The following is a 19726-nucleotide window of genomic DNA, read 5'->3' as shown; positions in this document are numbered from 1 at the left end:
ACGGCCTGCCGCGTGTGCGACAGGCCGTTTTATTATGGCTCAGTGGAGTGGAGCGGAATGTTGATTCCCAGTCGTTCAAATCGTTCAATGAGTTTTTCATGGTGAGAACCGCGCCAGTATATGCGTTTGCATGCTGAACAACGGCGGAACATGTTGAAATGTAGTCGCGTCTTCGGTTCGAGCAGGTGTACGATATCTTCTTTGTTCACAGGGGTGGTGACTACATTACAGCGCAGGCATCGAGAGAAAGGCTTCAGGATCATAGGAGTGGAGAAATGGCTAAGAACTTCCACCAACTGGTCATCGACAATCTGTGAGCGTATGAGGCGGCCATAGACTATGGCGCTACGTTTGAGGAGCGCGCGGTCTCGTGAAAGAACTACCCGTTCTTCTTTCGCAGCCAGTACGGCGATGTATGCGTCATCCCATGTGCGGTGATATGCGGTGTCGAATCCGAGCGCGCGAAGGAGCGGGGCTAAGCCTGCAACGTTCTCGTCCACAAGGAACCGGAGAGCGTTTAAAGGAGGGCGCAGTAGTGTCGCTTGGGTAACGTCCACAGGATAGTTGGACGATTGATTTGCCGGAAGAAAAGTGATCTGTGTTCCGGGGATGAGTTGGAGAGAGAAGTCGTGCCCAGTCCCATTCATGCGTATGTCGTATACTTCGGTATGGGGAACTCCCAGCGCTTCTATTACATCTTTGATGGAAGTAGCTCGATCAACAAGGTAGACCACTGTCCCCTTGTCGTGAGGACAGGTCAGCAGATCGGTCAGTTCTCCGGCAAAGTAGAGAAGGGTGGTGTTATCGGTCATGGCCTTGTTTGGGCTACTTGATTGAGGCCAAGCTTAGCACAGAGCACACGACAGGTCTTGGAAATAAAAAAGGCGCGTTCCGAAGAACGCGCCTTTGAGTGGAAACCGGACACCCGATAGCAACCAATACCGCTGCTTCCTCTCGGATCTGACGGGGTTCTCAGCGCGACCGCCGCCCGGCTTCCCTCCAAATGGGAAAGGCATTCCTACAGTGTTCCATGCCCTTTCGTCAACCTTCAATTGCACCTTATTTGTTTTGATAACTTTATCCAGGCTGTTCAATGTGTTTACAGGTCTCTTAGTTCATGGTTTTCATCGTTGAGTGATCATCGGCTGAGTTTGACAGAATGGACTGTATAAGTCAGATGCTGAGATATGAACTTGGAAGCAATCCCCCGTTTTGTAGAAAGGCATTTCATATTCATTGCCGTGGTACTGTCCGGTGTGGCTTTGATATATCCCCCATCGTTTACATGGATAAAGCCCCATATCCCGTTAGGGTTGGGGGTCATTATGTTCGGCATGGGGCTGACGTTGGACTTTGAGGACTTCGTCGAAGTTTTTCGGAAATGGCGATTGGTAGGGTACGGCATTGCTATGCAGTATGCCGTTATGCCAACGCTGGCTGTGGGGATCTCATATCTTTTGGGACTCCCCGAAGAAGCTACCATCGGTATGGTCGTCGTGGGCTCATGTCCTGGGGGAACAGCCTCCAATGTCATTGCCTATCTGGCACGGGCCAATGTGCCATTGTCAGTAACACTCACATTGGCCTCCACCTGTTTGGCACCAGTCCTGACCCCAGCTATTATCTATTTATTACTTGAACAGCAGGTGGCGATTGATTTTTGGGGAATGGTCAGGTCGGTATTCTGGATCGTGGTATTCCCCTTGGTTGACGGCCTGATACTGCGTCGCCTCTTCCGTCGATGGCTTGAGCCCTTTTTGCGTTTCTTCCCTTCACTATCCATCATGGTCATCGCGTTGCTAATTGCCTGCATAATTGGCTTGAATCAGCAAACGCTCCTAGGCTTTCCTATTCTCGTTTTCATAGCCGTTATCTTGCACAACTCACTTGGCCTTGCTGTTGGCTACGGCTTTGCTCGAATGGCAAAATGTTCACGGCGTGATGCCCGTACCCTTGCTATCGAAGTCGGTATGCAGAACTCCGGCCTTGGCGTTGCGTTGGCTGTTAAGTTCTTTGGCGCAGCAACAGCTTTGCCCGGAGCATTGTTCAGCTTGTGGCACAATTTGTCCGGCGTAGGCTTGGCGCGTCGTTGGAGTAATTCATCGGATTAAAAATAACAGACTTAATAAGTGTGCTATTAAATGCGCAGTTGGGCTTGACAGGTGTTACTAATCTGATATGAGTATGCATCGATCGATCACGAAGTCTGAGTCTGTATCTGTTGTGATGAATTACGAGGTGAGATAAATGCTGATGAGAAAAGGTTTTTTTGCATGTGTTCTGGTGTTGCTGGCAGCAACCACGGCTTCCGCTCATTTTGGGATGCTGATTCCCGATACCGATGAATTGACCCAGGAAAAACGGTCTGTGAACCTGACTCTTTCCTTCTCCCATCCTTTCGAGATGGTGGGCATGGAGTTAGAAAAGCCAAATGAATTTTATGTAGTGGTTGATGGTGAGGAGCGCACAGATCTGCTGCCTACTCTGAAGGAAACCAAAGTAATGGGCCACACCGGTTGGAAGACTTCTTATACACCCAAGCGCCCCGGTCTCTATGCATTTGTCTTCGATCCGGTCCCGTACAAGGAAGATGCTGAGAACAACTACATTCGCCACATCACCAAAGTGGTAATCGACGCCTATGGTGAAGGCGAAGAATGGAACAAGCCCCTTGGTCTCAAAACCGAGATCGTTCCGCTGACCCGTCCTTTCGGCAACTATGCAGGTAATGTCTTTCAGGGCATCGTCATGCTGGACGGCAAGCCCGCTCCTTACTCTCGTGTAGAGGTTGAGAATTACAATAAAGACGGCAAGCGCACCGCACCCAATGACCGCATGGTCACGCAGGAAGTGATCGCCGACGGTAACGGTGTGTTCACTTTTGCTTGCCCCTGGAAAGGTTGGTGGGGTTTTGCCGGGCTGAATGCTGACTCCAAGCCCTACAAAGGTCGCGAGCTGGAACTCGGTGCAGTTATCTGGGTGGAAATGAAGTAGAAGCAGATTATTCCCCAAAATCTTCAAAGCCCCGGCAGTAATGTCGGGGCTTCTCTGTTTTGGCAGGGAGAGGAAGTTAACGTAATGTTCGCTCCTGTTCAGCCATATGACGGGCGGCGCGTTCTGCATGCATGAGTCGCAGAATTGGTGTGACAAACTCATCAGGGAATGCCCCGGACATAGCACCGAAGTATGCTCCAGCCATGGATCCGATGACAATGTTTGCCCCTGTGGAGCTTTGTGCGATCTGGAAAAGAGTTCCGATAAAGGTGCCCATGAATGCGCCCATCATCCAGCCATCATTGTTAACGCCTCGGTAGGGTTCCATGCCGCGCATGGTTCGAGAAAGATCTTTAAGGAAGAAACCTGAGAATGCGCCGACAAATGCGGACACTAGTGTGAGCATCATCCCAGGGAAAACAGTGTGGAGGGTGAAAATACCTTCTTGAAGGCTTCCTTCCATGATTCCGGCCAGCCCACCAATGGCGAGCATTCCGTGGAAATTTTTCTCTTTGATATCGAGCTTTGGCAACATACGTATCCCTTTTCAAGGTAGGTAAGGTTTTCCCATCGCTAAGTAATTGCCAGAATCATGCCATTGCAAATGAAATGAACATGGGCTTTAAACGTGCGTTTTAATTGCGTGTTTGTCGTTTCCCTAGTTTACATAATGTTACGATTTGGTTATAGGATCGACGTTTGTGCAAATTGATAACTCGTCGGTTTCGGGGTGGTTTTACGGCCATCATATCTGGGAGGGTACCGGGTCCGATGAAAGACAGGCGTCGTAGTGCAAGCGGCGCTCTTTTAGGGGGAAGGATGAAACGTGCATCCGTTCTGTTTGTTTGTAGTCTTTTCGCATGCCTGATGATGGCCTCCATGGCTCAGGCTGGCGGTTTCCAACTTTTCGAATACAGTAACCGCGGTGTCGCAATGGCAACCACTGGTTACGCTATTGCCGGTGATGCTTCCGTCATCGCTACCAACCCGGCCTTGATGACCAAACTGGAAGGGCAGCGAGCTCTTGCCGGTGCGGTTACCATCTCTCCGCAGACTTCTGTTTATCTTGATGGCAATAAGAATAAAACCAAAGCTAATATCCACTACGTACCTCACGCTTACTACACCCGTCAGCTTGAAGATAACGAGAATGTCTGGTTTGGTATCGGTATGTTCACCCGTTTTGGGCTTGGTACTGAGTATGACGAGAATTGGGCTGGTAAATCCGGTCTGCAGAATGTTCTGCTGGAATCGGTTTCTTTAAATCCCAATCTTGCCTTCAAGTTCAATGATGATTTCTCAATGGCAGTTGGTTTGGAAGTGATTAAGGGTGGCATTGCTCTGAAGCGGACTATTGGTACCTCTGAGGTTAGCGCTGATACTGAAGGGTACGCTGTTGGTGGTAACATTGGTTTTACTTACGACATCAATGATGAACTGACTGCCGGTTTTCACTATCGTGCTCCCATGCGTTTTGTTGCGCATGGTAAGGCTACCTCTGGTACTCAGAATACTCAGAACGGACAGACTATCAAATCTACTCTGCCTTCCAGCTTCACCCTTGGGCTTGGGTATAAGCCGATGGACAAATGGTCCATTGAGTTCGATACCATCTACACTCGTTGGGAAAACACTAAGAGTTTGATTTACGACGGTTTAATTAACTCCGAAACTTCATTGAAGTACAAGAATACTTGGCGTTTCCAGCTCGGAACTGAGTACTGGGCCCAGGATTGGCTGGCGCTGCGTTTTGGCTATGCTTATGACCAGACCCCGACCCGAGCAGGTGATGCTTCCTTCATGCTGCCCGCAAACGATCGACAGCTCTTTTCCACTGGCTTAGGTTTTAAGTGGGACAAATGGACTGCTGACTGGTCCTTCATGTACGTCATTGCTAAGGAGCGAAAAGGCTTAGCCATTGATAACGGTCTTGCCGCAGCTCATCCTGCCTATCAGAAATGGAATGTTGACTTCAAAGACGGCAAAACCTGGATCACTGGTATGTCTATCGGATACGAATTCTAAGGTTATATCCAAACCGTTTACTCAAGCCCCCGCTTCGGCGGGGGCTTTTTTGTTTGTTGACAGGGGAGTTGCCATTGGCGAGCATTGAGTGAGCCATGATAAAGGACGTAATATGATAACGTTTTCGCAGGTAGATTTCAGTTATCCCACGGGGGATAAGGTGCTTTCATCGGTCACACTCGATGTGACTGAAGGGACGCTTGTAGGACTTGTCGGCGCCAATGGGAGCGGCAAGTCCACGTTCATGTCGCTCGTGGCTGGTTTGTATACTCCGACCAAAGGCTCACTATCAGTTGACGGCATGGTTTCTCCCGGCAAGGAGCAGGATATTCGAGCGGTATGCCGCATGGTCATGCAGGACGCTGATTTGCAAATCCTGGGTGCCACGGTAGAAGAGGATTTATTCCTTGGGCGTAAACGGAACGAAGAAAACGTTGTTGCAGCGAAAGCCATGGCAAAACGATTTCGACTCCATGATGTATGGGATAGCCCGGTGCAAACGCTGTCCTGGGGTATGAAACGAAAACTCTGTTTGGCAGCAGCCTTGCTGGATGAGCCTCAAGTGATCTTGTTGGACGAGCCCTTTAGCGGACTAGATTATCCGGGTATGCGTGAGATGCGGCGAATGATTGAAGAGAACAAAGCTGCTGGCTTGACGCAGATTGTCTCCTCGCATGATCTCGAATGTTTCGTGGATATTGTGGATGAGCTGGCTGTTCTTGATGAAGGGCGGTTGGTCCTTGTCGGGCCTCCGGAGACCATATTGGATCACGTAAGTGATCACGGCGTACGTCCGCCTTGCTCTTGGAATGCCGGTCTCGGCATCAAGCCGTGGGAAGGGCGATGATGATTGGTCTGGCAGCGTTTGTCAGGGCTCTTGATCCTCGCCTCAAATTAGCCTTGGCATTGGTGATTGGACCATGCATGTGGCTGCTGTCGCCGTTGTCCGTTGCCGCTTGTCTTGTGATTCTCCTTCCAATTCAGCTTTCTTTGTCCATTTGTCAGCCGTTGGGGCCCAAGATGGTCCGAAGTCTTGGCGTCTTCGTTCTGGTTTGGGTCGTAGTAAAATGTGTGGTGGATGCCTTATCGGGTATTGCTGCAATTACGGTGGTGGAGAATAGTGCTGTGTTGGCTCTCAGGTTGGGTGGACTATTGCTGGTTGGTTTGAGCCTCGCCATGTCGACCTCTCCCCGCGCGCTTGGATTGGCTGTATCATGGGGCCTCCGACCGGTCGTTGGAAAAGAACGTGCTTGGCGTGTTGCTCTGTCCTTGGCGCTCATGGTTCATTTTCTTCCTTTGTGCCTCTCCACCATGAATCAAGTACGGGAAACACTTGCTCGTCGTTATCCCAAATGTAGTTTTCGTGAGCGAATGGTCATTATCCCACAAGCCGTTCTACGTAATCTGGGGCAGAAGACCTGGAATCAGACCTTGGCCGTTGCCGGGCGTGGTTTGGAGCAGCCTGAAGCATGGGAGCCTCATTTTGCTTGGGGGATACGAGACTCTCTCTGTGCGCTCTCTGCCGTTTGTTTGGCAGGAGCATACTTTATCATTTGATGTATCTTGCATTGACGGCATCTTGTTTCCTGCCGTAAATATCGATGGTAGTGTCTTCTCCACTCAAGCATGCGCGAGGTTACCATGACGAATCTCATCAAAATGTTCTCTACTGATCAGGCAAAGCAGTTTTTGGACGCCAATAAGCCAGACTCTTACATGTTGATCGATGTTCGCCAGGAATGGGAATACGAGGAGTTTCATCTCCCTGGGGCGTATTTGATCCCATTGGTGGACTTGGCTGACCGATTGGATGAAGTGGTCACAGATAAGCCTGTATTGGTCTATTGCCGTTCAGGAGGACGGAGCATGGCTGCGGCTATACTTTTGGAAGGTCAAGGCTTCAAGGATCTTACCAACATGGTTGGCGGTGTAATGGCCTGGCAGGGGGATGTCGCATATGGCCCCATGGAACTTGGTATGGCGGAATTCACAGGCAATGAAACGCCTGAGGAGATTGTCTTCAAGGCATATGCCATGGAAGAAAGTCTGCGTGTTTTTTATCTGGGACGAGCTGATTACGCCGAAACCCTTGAGCGTATAGAGCTGTTTACGGAGTTGGCTGAATTTGAAGAGAAGCACAAAAAGACCTTGTTCAACCTCTATGGTCGAATGGCTGGAGCTCCATTATCCCGTGAGGAGTTTGAGAGAAAGGCATTACAGGGCGCATCTGGTGCAGCAGAAGGTGGTATTGAGATAGAGGCTTTCCTGGAGGAATTTGGGGGCGCCTTTGAGGGCGACACAGGCATGCTTGAATTGGCCTCCATGATCGAGGCTCAGGCCCTTGATTACTATCTGCGATGCGCCATGCAGGCGGAGTCGACAGAAGCCAAGGATATGTTCCAGCTCTTGGCAAGAGAGGAGAAAGCGCACCTTAAGGTGTTAGCTCGCCACATGGTGAAGCGTCAGGGTGAGGATTAGCTTTCGAAGCGGCGTTTGAGCATCAGCATCCTCATGTTTGGAATGACGATGCCGAGGATGATAAGTGCAGCTCCACTCATTTGAAGCAGGACTACATTTTCATTGAGGAACATGACGGCTGCCGCCAAAGTAGCGACCGGTTCAACCGATGAAAAAATGGATGTATAGGCGCTTCCGATTTTCTCAATGGACAAATAGAGGAACGTTACAGCCAATACACCGGGGAAGATGCCAAGCCCCAGACCGATGGATACGCTATTCCAGGACTGATTGAGCCAGGCCGTGATGTCGCCTGAAAGGGTGAAGGAAACGGCGGCAAAGGACATGACGTACAATGTCGCGGTCAGTGGTTTTATCCCCTTCAAAAGCACCTGTACCAGTACAAGGTAGCAGGAAAATACCAGCATGGCTCCTACGCCGAACATGAGGCCTGTAGGGTCTACCGCTTTAAGAAAAGCGTCGTAGAACACCAGGCAGCATCCGCCCATGACTAGGGTGAGCGCAGCGACCGTTATCCGGTCGATTTTCATTTTGAGAAATGCCGCTGAGAGCAGCGTGACCGTTACTGGATAGACATACAACACCAGTGCGGCTGTAGAGGCTGGAATGGTTGCCAACGCATTCACGAAGCAGGACGTTTGCGCCCAGTAAACGACCAATCCGATAAAAGCGCATTTGCCTAGATCTCGCAGAGAAATTCGAAGTAAGGAGCGGTCCTTGATGAATAGGTACAGGGCCAGCAATACCGCTGCATAGGTGAAGCGGTACTGCATCATTTCGTTGCCATCGAGTCCGGCATTATAGCCGAGCTTCACGAGGATCGCCATGGAGGCGAAGCTGAAGGCCGAGATGAGAGAGTAGAGAAGGCCCTGAAGCATGTCTTAGCCGAGGAACTTCATATACGTCATGTATTCCTGATTGCCCTTGGGTCCAAGAATCTTGGACGGTACAACCCCCTCAATGACGAGGTTCAGTTCCTCACGGCAGAAGTTGGTGACGATATCCACGGCCTGCTGCCGCAGAGAGTCGTCACGTACGACACCTTTGTCAGTCAGTCCGGGGCCAAGTTCGAATTGGGGCTTGATAAGCACAACCAACTCGCCTCCGGGCCGCAGGAACTGCATGCAGGCGGGCAGAATCTTGGTCAGGGAAATGAAGGAAACGTCGGCAACGATGACGTCCACCGGCTCAGGGATAAGATCTGGTTCGGCGTGACGCACGTTGGTGCGCTCAAGATTGATAACGCGCTCGTCCTGTCGAAGCTTTTCATGCAACTGGCCGTAACCAACATCTACTGCATAGACACGGGTGGCGCCGTGCTGGAGCATGCAATCGGTAAAGCCGCCCGTGGACGCTCCTGCGTCCAGAGCGACTTTGCCGTTGAAGTCGATGTCGAATTCTTCGATGGCGGTAAGAATTTTGTATGCACCGCGAGAAACAAAGCGGCTATCGTCTGGTACCGTGAATTCAGTATCCGGCGCAAATTGCTGGCCCGGTTTGGACACGGGAATCTTCTGGCCCTTGTCCATGTAATGAACCTTGCCGGCCATGATAAGGCGCTTGGCCTTTTCTCGGCTTTCAGTGTAGCCGCCCGAAGCCAGCAAATGATCTGCGCGTTGTTTCTTTGCCATCAATAAATCCAAATTGCTCTGAAGCTAATCTCAGCGCGAAGCGCACAATGGGATTCCAAAGGGTCATAGCCCTTTGGCCGCCGGAGGCGAAATTGTCTGACATCGCCGCCAAAGGCGGCCTCCAATCCTGTCTTTACTTCTTCTCCAAGCCCAGCTTGGCAACAACATTGTTGGCAGTGGTACGGGTGTACTCTTCTGCGGACAATGCTTCTTTCTCTTCCGGGGAGATGACCAGCTCCGGCTTGTTAGCAAGCGCGGTGTCGGGGGTCACTTCAAATTCCGGCGGGAAGGCGTTGTCGAAGTACATGTTCTGGAAGTCCACGAACTTGAGCTGATGAGCGGTGGAATCGAGAATGCAGAGCTCCTCGTTGGAAACAAGACCAAGCTCAAGGGCGCGCTTGGCACCGGCAAAGGTCTCGCCGCCCTGAGTGCAGGCAATGTGGCCGTTCATGTTGGCCTGAATCATGGAATCCATGATCTGCTGCTCCGTGACCTGAATGACCTGGAAGGAATCCTTGCCTCCGATGGCTTCGAACTTCTCTGCGAAGTATTTGACGCGGGGGAAGGAGACCGGGTTGCCGATCATGGCAGCCTGCGCCACGGAGGCGGTAACGGTCATGGGCTCGTACTTGCGCTCCTTGGGATCGTCCACGGAGTAGTAGCGGTAAACCGGGTCGGCGTGGTGAGACTGTACACCGAAGATGCGCGGCAGCTCAGTGATGACGCCGAGATCGTAGAGCTTGAGGAAACCAGCCATGATCGCGGTGATGTTGCCTGCGTTGCCGATAGGCACGAAAATGCATTTGCCCTTCATGTCCCAGTCATACCACTGGGCGCATTCAAAGGCGTAAGATTCCTGACCGAGGATGCGCCATGCGTTCTTGGAGTTGAGCAGGGCAACGCGGTAGTTGTCAGCGAGATGCTCAACGACCTTCATGCAGTCGTCGAAGACGCCGGGGACTTCCAATACGACTGCGCCGGAGCCAAGGGGCTGGGCAAGCTGGGCCGGGGTGACTTTGCCATGGGGCAGGATGACGACAGACTTGATGGCACCGCCAACGTAGGAGGCGTACAGAGCGGCTGCTGCAGAGGTGTCACCCGTGGAGGCGCAAACAGTCAGGATTTCATCCCAGCCGTGTTTGCGAATCAGGGAACGAAGGTAGGAGAAGCCGCAGGCCATGCCGCGATCCTTGAAGGAAGCGGACGGGTTCTGGCCATCGTTTTTGTATGCAGTGGTGAGGCTGGTCTTGGCGTTGAGGACAGGGCTGGACTCCACCACAGGGGTGTTGCCTTCACCGAGATAGACGATGTCTTCTTCCTCAAGTACCGGAGCCATGAGCTCGTAGAAACGGAAAATGCCGCGCAAAGCGGTCTTCTTGGACGCGGCGCGCGCGTCGAAAATCTTTCTCCACTCTTCTCCGGAGGTCTTTTTCAACTCGTCAAAGGTGAGGTTGTCCAGCAGGAACACGCCGCCACAGTCGGGGCAGGTGTAGTAGAGTTCGTCTGTGGGGAATCGCTTTCCGCATCCGAGGCAGAAGTATTCCATGTCACCACGATAGGAAGGAAAGATGTCGGCAGTCATTGTCTCATCCGGATAAAAGGTTTCTCTCTCATTACAATCTAATTGTAAGCGGCGTACACGTTCGCTTAAAACGGTTCGGGGTGCAACCAAAAATACGACACTTGGTTGCAGGCAATTGTTCTGTTTTACCCTTTTTTACGGTTTGAAACCGTATTTCTTGTTTTTTCGGACCTTATGAGTGGAGAAAGTTCTCTTTTTTACAGAATTGTTGACAAAAACGGAAACATTATTCATGTATTCTCCGCATTAATTACCGGGAGAACCGGATACTAACATTAAGGGGATGGATGGAATAATGGATAACCTTCAAAAAAAGTATGGCTTTTGGACAGCCACGGCCATGGTCGTGGGTATCGTCATCGGGTCTGGTGTCTTCTTTAAGGCGGACGACGTACTCAAAGCGTCCGGCGGAAGTCTGACTACGGCTCTTACTGCCTGGCTGATCGGTGGCTGTATCATGATCGTCACGGCGTACGTCTTTTCTAACATCGCCACCCGCATCGAGCGCGTGAACGGTGTTGTTGATTACTTCGAAACCGCTTACGGCGAAAAGGCCGGGTACATGGTTGCCTGGTTCCTTACCTTTATTTACTACCCGACCCTCGTGGCAGTCCTCGCCTGGGTCTCCGCAAACTACACGCAGGGCTTGCTCGGTTGGGAATCCGGCGTTTGGCCCATCTCTGTCGTGTACATGACTCTCTTCTTTCTGCTGAACTATTTCTCTCCGGTTCTGGCCGGCAAATGGCAGGTAACCTCTACCGTTATCAAGCTGATCCCGTTGGCACTTGTCGCCGTTGTGGGTGGCATTGCCGGTATGACCAGTGGCCAGACCATGCAGAACTTCATGCAGAGCGCACAGACCGTGGCTGGCAGCGGCGGTGGTTTGGCCGTGGCCACCCTGTCCACCGCGTTCGCTTATGAAGGTTGGATCATTGCTACCGTCATCAATGCGGAGTTGAAGGACGCCAAGCGTACTCTTCCTCGCGCGCTCGTTGTCGGTACTCTTGCCGTGGCCGTCATCTACATGGCGTACTACCTCGGTATCTCCGGCGTTCTGACTAACGACGAGGTGCTTGCCGCTGGTGACGCTGCTCCTGTTCAGGTCATGGGCATGGTCTTCGGTAACGCTGCAGGCACGCTGCTGACCGTGTTCGTTATCATTTCCTGTCTGGGTACCCTGAACGGCCTGATCATGGGTTCTGCACGCGGCATGTTCTCCATCGCCTCTCGTGACATGGGGCCCTGTGCAAGCCTGTTCAAGCGCGTCAATCCCAAGACCAACTCTACCACCCATTCCGCTCTGCTGGGCTATGTTCTGTCCGCTTTCTGGCTGATGGTATGGTACGGCAACTTCAACGGCTGGTGGGGCGGTTTCATGGATGTTTCCGAACTGCCGATCGCGTTCCTGTACGTGATTTACCTCTCCATCTACCTGTGGGTTATGAGAACTTTCACCGACCTCGGCGTCATCGGGCGTTTTGTCGCTCCCGCGCTCGCTGCTTGTGGTTCTCTCTACATCATTTGGGGTGCGAGCCAGAAGGACATGTTCATCACTTTCGTGGTGGTCACCTTGATCATCGCAGGTGCGGGCGTCGCCCTCATGAACAGCTCGAAGAAGTAACTTCGATTCGGATATGGCAATAAAAAAGCCCGGCTCCATTGGGGAGCCGGGCTTTTTTTGTCGGAGTTGATCAAAGCCTAGATAAACTGGGCGGCGTTGTAGCTGGATCTGACTAGTGGGGCGCTGAACATGTTCTTAATGCCGCGCTTCTTGCCTTCCTCGGCATATGTCTCGAAGACTTCGGGTTCGACGTAGCGTTTGACCAGTGGATGCTGGCGGGTGGGCTGCATGTACTGGCCGATGGTGACAATGTCGCAATCGATGGCTGCAAGATCGTCGAGGACAGGCATGATCTGTTCATCAGTCTCGCCGAGACCGACCATGATACCGCTCTTGGTGGGAATCTCGGGCGCGTACTTTTTAGCCCGGGCCAGGAGCTCCAGGCTCTGCCTGTAATCGGCCTGAGGGCGGATGGTGTCGTACAGATCAGGCACGGTTTCCAGATTGTGATTGAGGATGTTTGGGCGCGCGTCGAGCACGACCTTGAGAGTATCTTCGTCTCCCTGAAAATCGGGGATGAGTACTTCGATGGTGCATTCGGGCATGGCTTCGCGGACAGCATTGATGGTGGCCGCGAAATGGGCTGCGCCGCCGTCCGGGATATCGTCGCGGGTGACAGAAGTGATGACTACGTGCTTGAGCTCAAGACGCTTGGCGGCTTCAGCCACACGAGCCGGTTCGTCCGCGTCGAGAGGTTCCATGGTTCCGGGCGCGATGTTGCAGAAGGCGCAGTTGCGGGAACAGTTGCGGCCCATGATGAGGAAGGTCGCCACGTTCTTGGAGAAGCACTCCCATTTGTTGGGGCACTTGGCAGACTGACAGACGGTGTTGAGTTTCAGGTCGTCAATCAGACCGGTTGTGCAGGAAAAATTTTCGGATTTGGGCAGCTTGATCCTAAGCCACGGCGGAATCCGCAAAGGCTTTTCGGAATTCGTTTGCGAAGACATCTTTTGCTTCCTTCATGTCGATATCTTTACCGGCTTCCTCGGAGATAGACGTGGGCGTCGCTCCCTGGATGCCGCAGAGGGTGATCATTTGAAACAGGCTGACGTCGCGTCCCACGTTGAGGGCCAGACCGTGATAGGTGACCCACCGCTTCACGCCGATGCCCATGGAACATATTTTACGCGACTCGTCCACCCAGACGCCCGGATGGCCGGGGCGGCGCATGGTCTCCACACCAAAGTGGGCGCAGGTCTGGATGACGGCTTCTTCCATGTCGTGGAAAAACTTCTTCATGCCGCCGGGACGTTTTTCAACGCGCCAGATAGGGTAGGCCACCAACTGACCGGGAAAATGGCAGGTGATGTTGCCGCCGCGGGTGGTTTGAGCAAGAGTGATCCCCTGTGCATCCAGAAAGGCTGAATCAACATGGAGATTTTCTGCCCCGCCCTGACGTCCCAACGTGATTACCTTGGGATGCTCCAGCACGTAAACCGTATTTTCCTTCTCGCCAGCCGTGACAGCCTTGAGCGTCTCTAATTGGAGCGCCTCGGCTTCCTTGTAGTCAATTAGACCAAGATCAATAATATTCATTGGACTCTTTCAATATGAACTGTGCGCCGAAGGCGCATATATGGGATCCGAGGCGCGGGGCTTTGGCCGCCGGAGGCAAATCACCTTGCAACACCACGAAGCGGTATCCCTATTATTTCTTTTCCTCTTTTCCTCTGTACGGCAAGATCACTGCCTTGGACTTGAAGTCGATCTTCGGATTGGCAGGCCATTCTTGGGTGATCAACTGGCCGGGGAACAGCGGGCGCTGTTTCTCCCCGTAATCAACGAGAGTGAGGCCTTTGTGTGAACATGCGTACTGTCCCTGACCGCCATGCAGACGGAAGGGTTCGGAAATGGTGCGGACAGCACCCCAGTTTTTACTTCCCTTGCGGGAAAGGTAGAGGAAATTCATGGTTACGCCGTCTTTTTCAAGGCGGGCTTCAGAGGAGAGCAAGCCGAGCCACTTGGGAGCACCCTTGACCGAGAAGTTGAAGTGGCACCATGGCATGCCTTTTCCAAGCGCCGGCATGGGGCATTCTTCAACGTGGGGACAAGGTGCAATGGGCTTGAAGCCGCTTTCAAGCATCTGAACGCGTAGTTCTGAAATGATGCGGCCGGTAAGGCGGACGCCTGTCTCAATGAGGAGAATTCGTCCGGTCTCCTTGACAGAGTTGACCATGTGCTTGGTCAGTTTGTCGGCTTGCGGACGTGCGACACGGCCAGACCAATCCAGTTCGTTGAATGCATTGGCCGCAATGAGGAGGTCTGCCTTGCGGTTGATGCGGTCCATGAAATTGGCTTTTACCGTGCGGACGCGCCATGGAGTGTCTTCTCCTGCGAGCTCCTTGAATAGTTTCAGCCCAGCTTGCAGCGACTTGGGCGCACGGTCCATGCACGTGAAATTGAGTTTGCGGTCACGCAAGTGAGGACGGGACATCCAGAGGGCGATGACTGCCGTGAGCGGGCCAGACCCGAGGTCGACCACTTCGCTGCCGTCAGGGATATCGAGTTCCAGCCCGGTAAAAAGGCGGGACATGCGGTAGAGATTCCATGGCAGAAAATATGTGAGATAGGGCGACAGGAACTTCGCATCGCTCATATACTCGGCTTTGCGTTCAGAACGCTCAGAGGTGAGAGCGCGAGACATGTCGCGGATATCGTATTTGAGATGTTCGCGGTGACGTCCCTTGAGGGGCCATACTTTCTTGAGGATCGCGCCGAAGCGTTCCAGCTCAGCCTCGTTGGCCTCAGTAATATTGGGGAAAAGCCTATCAATCGACATAGGTGAATCGCATCCTTTTGAGATACCGGTCGCCGAAGGCCTCGTCCGAGGTCAGGTCCAGCGCGGTGATGGTGTGGGGCAGCTTGTGGGCGAAGTCGCGCGCCGCCGGGTCGGTGAGAAGCAACGCCGTGCCTTTGAGCGACGTGTTGCCTGCCTTGACGGTTTTGGAACGTGTGCCGGGAGGCAGGAAACCGATGGTTTCGAGATCTCCGAGTCGGACATGTTCGCCCAATGCGCCTGCAATGTATATTCGTGCCAGTCCTGCCGGGCCAATGCCTGCGTGTTTGAGCAATTCTGACATGGCGAGGTTGAAAGCGGCCTTGACCTTGAGAATTTCTTCCACATCCGAAGCGGGCAGGAATAGTCCATGGGGTAGGGCAAAAGCTGGCTCGTCTGCAATGGTTGTCACGCTGGCAGCCAATTTGGTGGCCAACGGAGTGCTTCCCTGCCCGAAGCGGCCGGATTCGTCAAGCACACCGTGGGAAAGCAGGGCGGACGTGAGAGACAGATATCCAGTCCCTGACATGCCGGCAGGAGTAGTGCCGGACCTGTCGTAAAATTCCATCTCAAGACCTTTGGGAGTCAACCTGAAGCCAGTAATAGCTCCCGGTCCGGCCGTACGGCCAAAGGAGAGACCAACGCCCTCAAGGGCAGGGCCCATGGGAACGCTGGCACAGATGCGCTCTTCGGGGGATAGTGCGAGTATGAACTCGCCGTTGGTACCAAGGTCTGCCAGAAGAAAAGGATATTCAGGCTCTTCGCCATATTCGATGGCAACCAACCCGGCGCTGATATCGGCCCCAACAAAGGGGGCGAGCAGGGGCGGAATATATGCGGGCGGCAAACTGGGGCCGAGTTTTTTCTCATCGCCGCCAGTGTAGGAGAGCGTGTAAGGAGCCGAGGCAAGGTCATCGGGCTTCTTGCCAAGCAGGAGGTATGTCATGGCCGAGTTGCCAGAGATGGCAAGGGCGTTACATTGGCCCTGCATATTGATGCCAACGGTTTGGCAGACTCTGGTGATATGATCCACCAGCAAAGCACGAAGAACAAAGCGGCCTTCAGCAGTAGAGGCTGCAGCCAGTCTGGACATGACTTCGCTGCCCAACCCGGTCTGTGGGTTGAGCTCGTTGCCCGTGACGGCTACTTCGCCGTCCACAAGTGCGGCCCAGTGGATGGAAGTCGTGCCCAAGTCCACAGCCAGGGCAAAATCTCCGGTCAGAGCTGCCTGCGCATGGACGTTGCGTTTGCTGCGGAGCGGTTCGGGGATTTCGATCTTACACGGCTCGGATGGATGCAGGCAGGAAAGTCTCCAGCCTTGATCCACCGCTTCCTGGCCGAGCTTCTTCAATTCGTCCCGGTTATAGTCCGGTGCATCAGAGAGGTAGCGAACGCGACAGAAACCGCATTTGCCCAGGCCGGAACAAAGAGGAACGCCGTGCCAGAGTCGGCTCAGAAATATGGTTTTCGCCAGAGTGTCTCCCGGAGAATGTTCCAGGGCAAGGCGGGTGCCATCGTGTGTGGTAACGAAGATGCTCACGTGATTCTCCCTTGATGCCGGGAGACTAGCTCATGGTTACGGGGCTGTAAATGATCAACTGGAGCCTTGGCAAATTGGATGGTGCCTGCTAGCTTCCGTGCCGGGAGTTCCGGAGATATGGTTAAGAATCCGTTCAAGATTAGTTTTGGAAAGAAGTCCGAAGGCGACAGGCAGGCCTATCGCGCTAAAATCGATGGACTGCATGTAAAGATAGATGGTCGACCGGCCGTGTACGTGGCCAAGGATTTGAGTCCCTCTGGCGTGGGGATTGGTTGTCCTATCGGAAAGCGTGAAGGACAGTCGTTGACAATCCACCTCTTTGCAAACGGGAAGATGGTCGCATCGAATTTGAAAGCACGAGTTGTTCGGGCCGCACCAGCCTTTACTGGGCTCACCTTCTTCGACCTTGATCGCAGACAGGCTGATACTGTTCACCGTATTGTTTTGGACGAGCAGAAGCGCCAGGCCGAAGTACGCAAAGGCAACAAGGATACTTCGGATTATACTTTCAATTTTTAGGGCCTAACCGAATTGAAACAAAAGGGGCTGCATCGATTGAGATGCAGCCCCTTTTATTGTCTTGTAACTCGAAAGAATCTAGCAGCGGGAAAGGCGCTTGAGGGCGTCGTTCAGATGTGAGAGCCAGAAGCAGACAAGGCGGTCATATTCTCCTGCCCCTTTGAGAACAGCTTCACACTCGATGCCTTCGGCCTCGAGACGGGATCGCCAACTGGTGTCGTGTTCACCAACCATATCACGGGCAGCGTGCCAGCCTGAACCGAACAGGAAGGGCAGCAGGTATGCCTTTTTGACGCCGTCCTTCTTAAAACGCTGGATCATGACATCAATGCCGGATTCCTCCTGATGTTCCATGACGCCCATGTGTACGGTCTTGTCTCGCTCCTGGAATGCATGGTGAAGCGCTTCGTAATACACGCTGCCGTCGAGCTGGCGCGTGCCGTGGCCCATGAAAAGGACCGCGTCGTGATCGCCTTTACCTTCAAGACCGATGGAGAGGATGGCCTCGGCCACCGGCTCAATGTCAGTCTCGCCGGAAACGAGGGGGAATCCAATCTCTACGCGGTTGAAACCGTCGTCTTTGAGCATGTATTCGTTGGCCAGTCGCAGGAGTTCGTGAAACTCTTTGCCGGGAACAAGGTGGAGTGACTGGATGGCAACGTGTGTCACGCCTTCTGCCAGCAGCTTATCCAATGCCTGTGGGACAGAATCTATAGTCTCGCCTGCTTTTTCCATATGGCCGCGAATGATCTTAGAGGTATAGGCGACACGCACCGGAACGTCAGGATGGGTTTCCTTCACACGTTCGGTGATGTGATTGATGGAGGCCTGGGAATTCTTGTGCCGTGAACCGAAGGCAGCGAGGACGATGGCTGTTTTCATTTATCTCTTATTCTTTTTGACCAGTGCCAGAGAAAAGTAGTGCGGGGTCTTGGGGGCGTCCTTGATGTCCATGAGGATGGACTCGCCTTCCATGCCGAGACGGGAGACCAACACGGTCTTGTCGTCAAGGCGCAGCTTCTCCAGCGTGGCGCGGATATCTTCGAAGTTTTTGTAGGCCTTTAGGATAACAGCGTTGTCGGCCACGTCAAGCTGACGTTCCAACTCTTCGGGATCGGCTACGCCCGATGTGATGAGCAGGGATTCCTTGGATTCGGTCATGATCAGACCGATTTTGGAAGCGGCAGCCTGAAAGGAGGTGATCCCCGGAATGGCTTGCAGATGAAAGCTGGGGTCCATTTTCAGGAGTGTACGCTGGAGGTAGCCGTAAGTGGAGTAAGTCAGCGGATCTCCCAAAGTCAGGAAAGCGGCGTTTTCTCCCGCGTTCAGCACCTTGGAGACGATGTCAGCGTTCTTCTTCCATGCTGCTTCCAACTCATCCTGGTCCTTGGTCATAGGGAAGCCAAGGTGCTCGACGCGAACGCCTTTTTTCAGATGCGGCTCGGCAATGGCATAGGCCGTGGAATAATCGTTCTTGGTGGATGCGGCGGCAAAGATGACGTCTACTTCACCCAACGCCTTGACGGCTTTGAGGGTGAGAAGATCTGGATCGCCGGGGCCGACGCCGATGCCGTAGAGAATGCCTGTCTGAGTCACTGATGGGTTCCTTTAAATGATTTGAAAACAATATTCGTTGATGTGGGACGGATTAATGATTTCCGCCCGGATGCAGCAAGCGATGGACAGCGTTAATGCCCTCAAGCAGTCGCATGGTAGGGCGGGACACGAGGTGCTCATCCACCAGGAAGACGTTGCGATCACGTACTGCTTTGATTCGTGAGGCGGCAGGGCCGTTCATTATACGGCGTACTTCAACCTGATTCATTGCGCCGTATTGGGCCAGATACACATCAATCTTGGCGGCCTTGTGAAGCATACGCTCCAGACCGTAAGAGGCGATGTTGGTGCCGTGGCGCGGTTTGGCGTCAGCGGCAATATTACGACCTCCGGCTGTCTTCATGACAAAGATAGGCATGGAGCCGGGGGAAAACGTAGCAAATTTCTTGTGGATTGATTCGAAAAAGACCCACGGACGTTCGTTCATGGGGATTGTGTCGATGCGCTGCAGGGCCGTCTCGATACCTTCCTTGAATTCTCCGATCATTCTTTCGGCCTGAAGTTCCCGGCCGGTGAGTCGTCCCAGCTTGCGCCAGTATTTGTACATTTCATCAATGGTGTTGGGTTGAAGTGCCAGAACACGGATGCCGTGTTTTTTTAAGGCGTTCCAAAGGCCGGGATAACCACGGAATTGCATGGGGCGAATCAGGACGAGATCAGGCTTGGCTGCAAGGAACTTTTCAACGCCATCATGAGTGGAGAACCGGGGTTTGTTCAATGCCTGATAGGGGTAGTCTTCTGTTTTGCTCACACCAATGATTTCGGTATCGAGGCCAAGATTGAAAAGATTCTCTGTGTGAGCTGCATAGAGAGAAATGATGCGGGTGTAGGGCTTCTCGAAGAAGAAGGTCGTGCCGACGTCATCGGCCATCTGTTCCGCGCGAGCGGATGTTGCGAACAGGAGCAGGAAGAGGAGTGTGTAGAAGAGCTTTTTCACAATAAA

Annotated in this window: 20 protein-coding genes and 1 other RNA gene; 8 read left to right on the top strand and 13 right to left on the bottom strand. The window is 53.0% G+C overall.

Annotated features, from left to right (window positions below; all coding sequences use genetic code 11):
• Window positions 1-32: 32 nt before the first annotated feature.
• Complete coding sequence (locus HFN16_RS18410) at window positions 33-812, bottom strand: Mut7-C RNAse domain-containing protein (protein ID WP_168892127.1); 780 nt, start codon at window positions 810-812, stop codon at window positions 33-35.
• Between the two features lie 94 nt (window positions 813-906).
• An RNA gene (ffs, locus tag HFN16_RS18405) (signal recognition particle sRNA small type) lies at window positions 907-1000 on the bottom strand.
• Between the two features lie 187 nt (window positions 1001-1187).
• On the opposite strand from ffs, the gene HFN16_RS18400 reads away from it, so the two are divergent.
• On the top strand, window positions 1188-2111 hold the full coding sequence (locus tag HFN16_RS18400) for a bile acid:sodium symporter family protein (RefSeq protein WP_168892126.1): 924 nt from the start codon (window positions 1188-1190) through the stop codon (window positions 2109-2111).
• Between the two features lie 142 nt (window positions 2112-2253).
• Window positions 2254-2994 (top strand): DUF4198 domain-containing protein, encoded by a 741-nt coding sequence (locus HFN16_RS18395; protein WP_210772273.1) that lies wholly within the window; start codon window positions 2254-2256, stop codon window positions 2992-2994.
• Window positions 2995-3070: 76 nt separating this feature from the next.
• Here HFN16_RS18395 and HFN16_RS18390 read toward each other — a convergent pair whose 3' ends face one another.
• Complete coding sequence (locus tag HFN16_RS18390) at window positions 3071-3529, bottom strand: hypothetical protein (RefSeq protein WP_168892124.1); 459 nt, start codon at window positions 3527-3529, stop codon at window positions 3071-3073.
• Between the two features lie 284 nt (window positions 3530-3813).
• Here HFN16_RS18390 and HFN16_RS18385 point away from each other — a divergent pair, with 284 nt between their 5' ends.
• The 4 genes from HFN16_RS18385 to HFN16_RS18370 all read left to right on the top strand — a co-directional run bounded on the left by HFN16_RS18385 (window position 3814) and on the right by HFN16_RS18370 (window position 7497).
• Window positions 3814-5019 (top strand): outer membrane protein transport protein, encoded by a 1206-nt coding sequence (locus tag HFN16_RS18385; protein ID WP_168892123.1) that lies wholly within the window; start codon window positions 3814-3816, stop codon window positions 5017-5019.
• Between the two features lie 112 nt (window positions 5020-5131).
• Window positions 5132-5866, top strand: coding sequence for an ABC transporter ATP-binding protein (locus HFN16_RS18380; protein WP_168892122.1), 735 nt, complete (start codon window positions 5132-5134; stop codon window positions 5864-5866).
• A complete protein-coding gene (locus HFN16_RS18375; protein ID WP_168892121.1) occupies window positions 5863-6576 on the top strand; it encodes a cobalt transporter in 714 nt (237 codons plus the stop codon). Before HFN16_RS18380 ends, HFN16_RS18375 begins: the two co-directional genes overlap by 4 nt.
• A gap of 84 nt (window positions 6577-6660) precedes the next feature.
• Window positions 6661-7497, top strand: coding sequence for a rhodanese-like domain-containing protein (locus HFN16_RS18370; protein WP_168892120.1), 837 nt, complete (start codon window positions 6661-6663; stop codon window positions 7495-7497).
• Here the strand turns inward: HFN16_RS18370 and HFN16_RS18365 are convergent.
• From HFN16_RS18365 to thrC, 3 genes are all read right to left on the bottom strand, one after another.
• Entirely contained in the window at window positions 7494-8375 is an 882-nt protein-coding gene (locus tag HFN16_RS18365; RefSeq protein ID WP_168892119.1) for a DMT family transporter, read from the bottom strand. The two genes, HFN16_RS18370 and HFN16_RS18365, sit on opposite strands and share 4 nt — an antisense overlap.
• A gap of 3 nt (window positions 8376-8378) precedes the next feature.
• Window positions 8379-9128 (bottom strand): TlyA family RNA methyltransferase, encoded by a 750-nt coding sequence (locus tag HFN16_RS18360; protein ID WP_168892118.1) that lies wholly within the window; start codon window positions 9126-9128, stop codon window positions 8379-8381.
• A gap of 133 nt (window positions 9129-9261) precedes the next feature.
• Window positions 9262-10710, bottom strand: coding sequence for a threonine synthase (gene thrC / locus HFN16_RS18355; protein ID WP_168892117.1), 1449 nt, complete (start codon window positions 10708-10710; stop codon window positions 9262-9264).
• A gap of 295 nt (window positions 10711-11005) precedes the next feature.
• On the opposite strand from thrC, the gene HFN16_RS18350 reads away from it, so the two are divergent.
• The gene (locus HFN16_RS18350; protein WP_168892116.1) at window positions 11006-12331 is read left to right on the top strand and encodes an amino acid permease; all 1326 of its coding nucleotides are present in this window, start codon (window positions 11006-11008) and stop codon (window positions 12329-12331) included.
• Between the two features lie 77 nt (window positions 12332-12408).
• Here HFN16_RS18350 and lipA read toward each other — a convergent pair whose 3' ends face one another.
• The 4 genes from lipA to HFN16_RS18330 all read right to left on the bottom strand — a co-directional run bounded on the left by lipA (window position 12409) and on the right by HFN16_RS18330 (window position 16647).
• The gene (gene lipA, locus HFN16_RS18345; RefSeq protein WP_168892115.1) at window positions 12409-13278 is read right to left on the bottom strand and encodes a lipoyl synthase; all 870 of its coding nucleotides are present in this window, start codon (window positions 13276-13278) and stop codon (window positions 12409-12411) included.
• Complete coding sequence (gene lipB / locus HFN16_RS18340) at window positions 13226-13867, bottom strand: lipoyl(octanoyl) transferase LipB (RefSeq protein WP_168892114.1); 642 nt, start codon at window positions 13865-13867, stop codon at window positions 13226-13228. Before lipB ends, lipA begins: the two co-directional genes overlap by 53 nt.
• Window positions 13868-13979: 112 nt before the next feature.
• Entirely contained in the window at window positions 13980-15110 is a 1131-nt protein-coding gene (locus HFN16_RS18335; protein ID WP_168892113.1) for a small ribosomal subunit Rsm22 family protein, read from the bottom strand.
• Entirely contained in the window at window positions 15100-16647 is a 1548-nt protein-coding gene (locus HFN16_RS18330) for an ASKHA domain-containing protein (protein ID WP_168892112.1), read from the bottom strand. The genes HFN16_RS18335 and HFN16_RS18330 overlap by 11 nt, the downstream gene beginning before the upstream one ends.
• Window positions 16648-16764: 117 nt before the next feature.
• Between HFN16_RS18330 and HFN16_RS18325 the strand changes: the two genes are divergently transcribed.
• Window positions 16765-17166 carry a PilZ domain-containing protein gene (locus HFN16_RS18325; protein WP_168892111.1) on the top strand — a complete coding sequence of 134 codons (402 nt, stop codon included), beginning with the start codon at window positions 16765-16767 and terminating at the stop codon, window positions 17164-17166.
• A 78-nt stretch (window positions 17167-17244) separates the two neighbouring features.
• Here HFN16_RS18325 and HFN16_RS18320 read toward each other — a convergent pair whose 3' ends face one another.
• The 3 genes from HFN16_RS18320 to HFN16_RS18310 are packed head-to-tail and all read right to left on the bottom strand — an operon-like array spanning window position 17245 to window position 19720.
• Window positions 17245-18048 carry a sirohydrochlorin cobaltochelatase gene (locus tag HFN16_RS18320; protein WP_168892110.1) on the bottom strand — a complete coding sequence of 268 codons (804 nt, stop codon included), beginning with the start codon at window positions 18046-18048 and terminating at the stop codon, window positions 17245-17247.
• On the bottom strand, window positions 18049-18762 hold the full coding sequence (gene cobI / locus HFN16_RS18315) for a precorrin-2 C(20)-methyltransferase (protein ID WP_168892109.1): 714 nt from the start codon (window positions 18760-18762) through the stop codon (window positions 18049-18051). It abuts the gene before it with no gap.
• 52 nt (window positions 18763-18814) lie between these two features.
• Window positions 18815-19720 carry an ABC transporter substrate-binding protein gene (locus HFN16_RS18310; protein ID WP_168892108.1) on the bottom strand — a complete coding sequence of 302 codons (906 nt, stop codon included), beginning with the start codon at window positions 19718-19720 and terminating at the stop codon, window positions 18815-18817.
• Window positions 19721-19726 lie beyond the last annotated feature (6 nt).

Source organism: Pseudodesulfovibrio sp. zrk46 (genome assembly GCF_012516435.1).
Lineage (GTDB): Bacteria > Desulfobacterota > Desulfovibrionia > Desulfovibrionales > Desulfovibrionaceae > Pseudodesulfovibrio.
The sequence above is the reverse complement of the archived record's forward strand: the minus strand, read 5'-3'. Positions and strand labels throughout refer to the sequence as shown.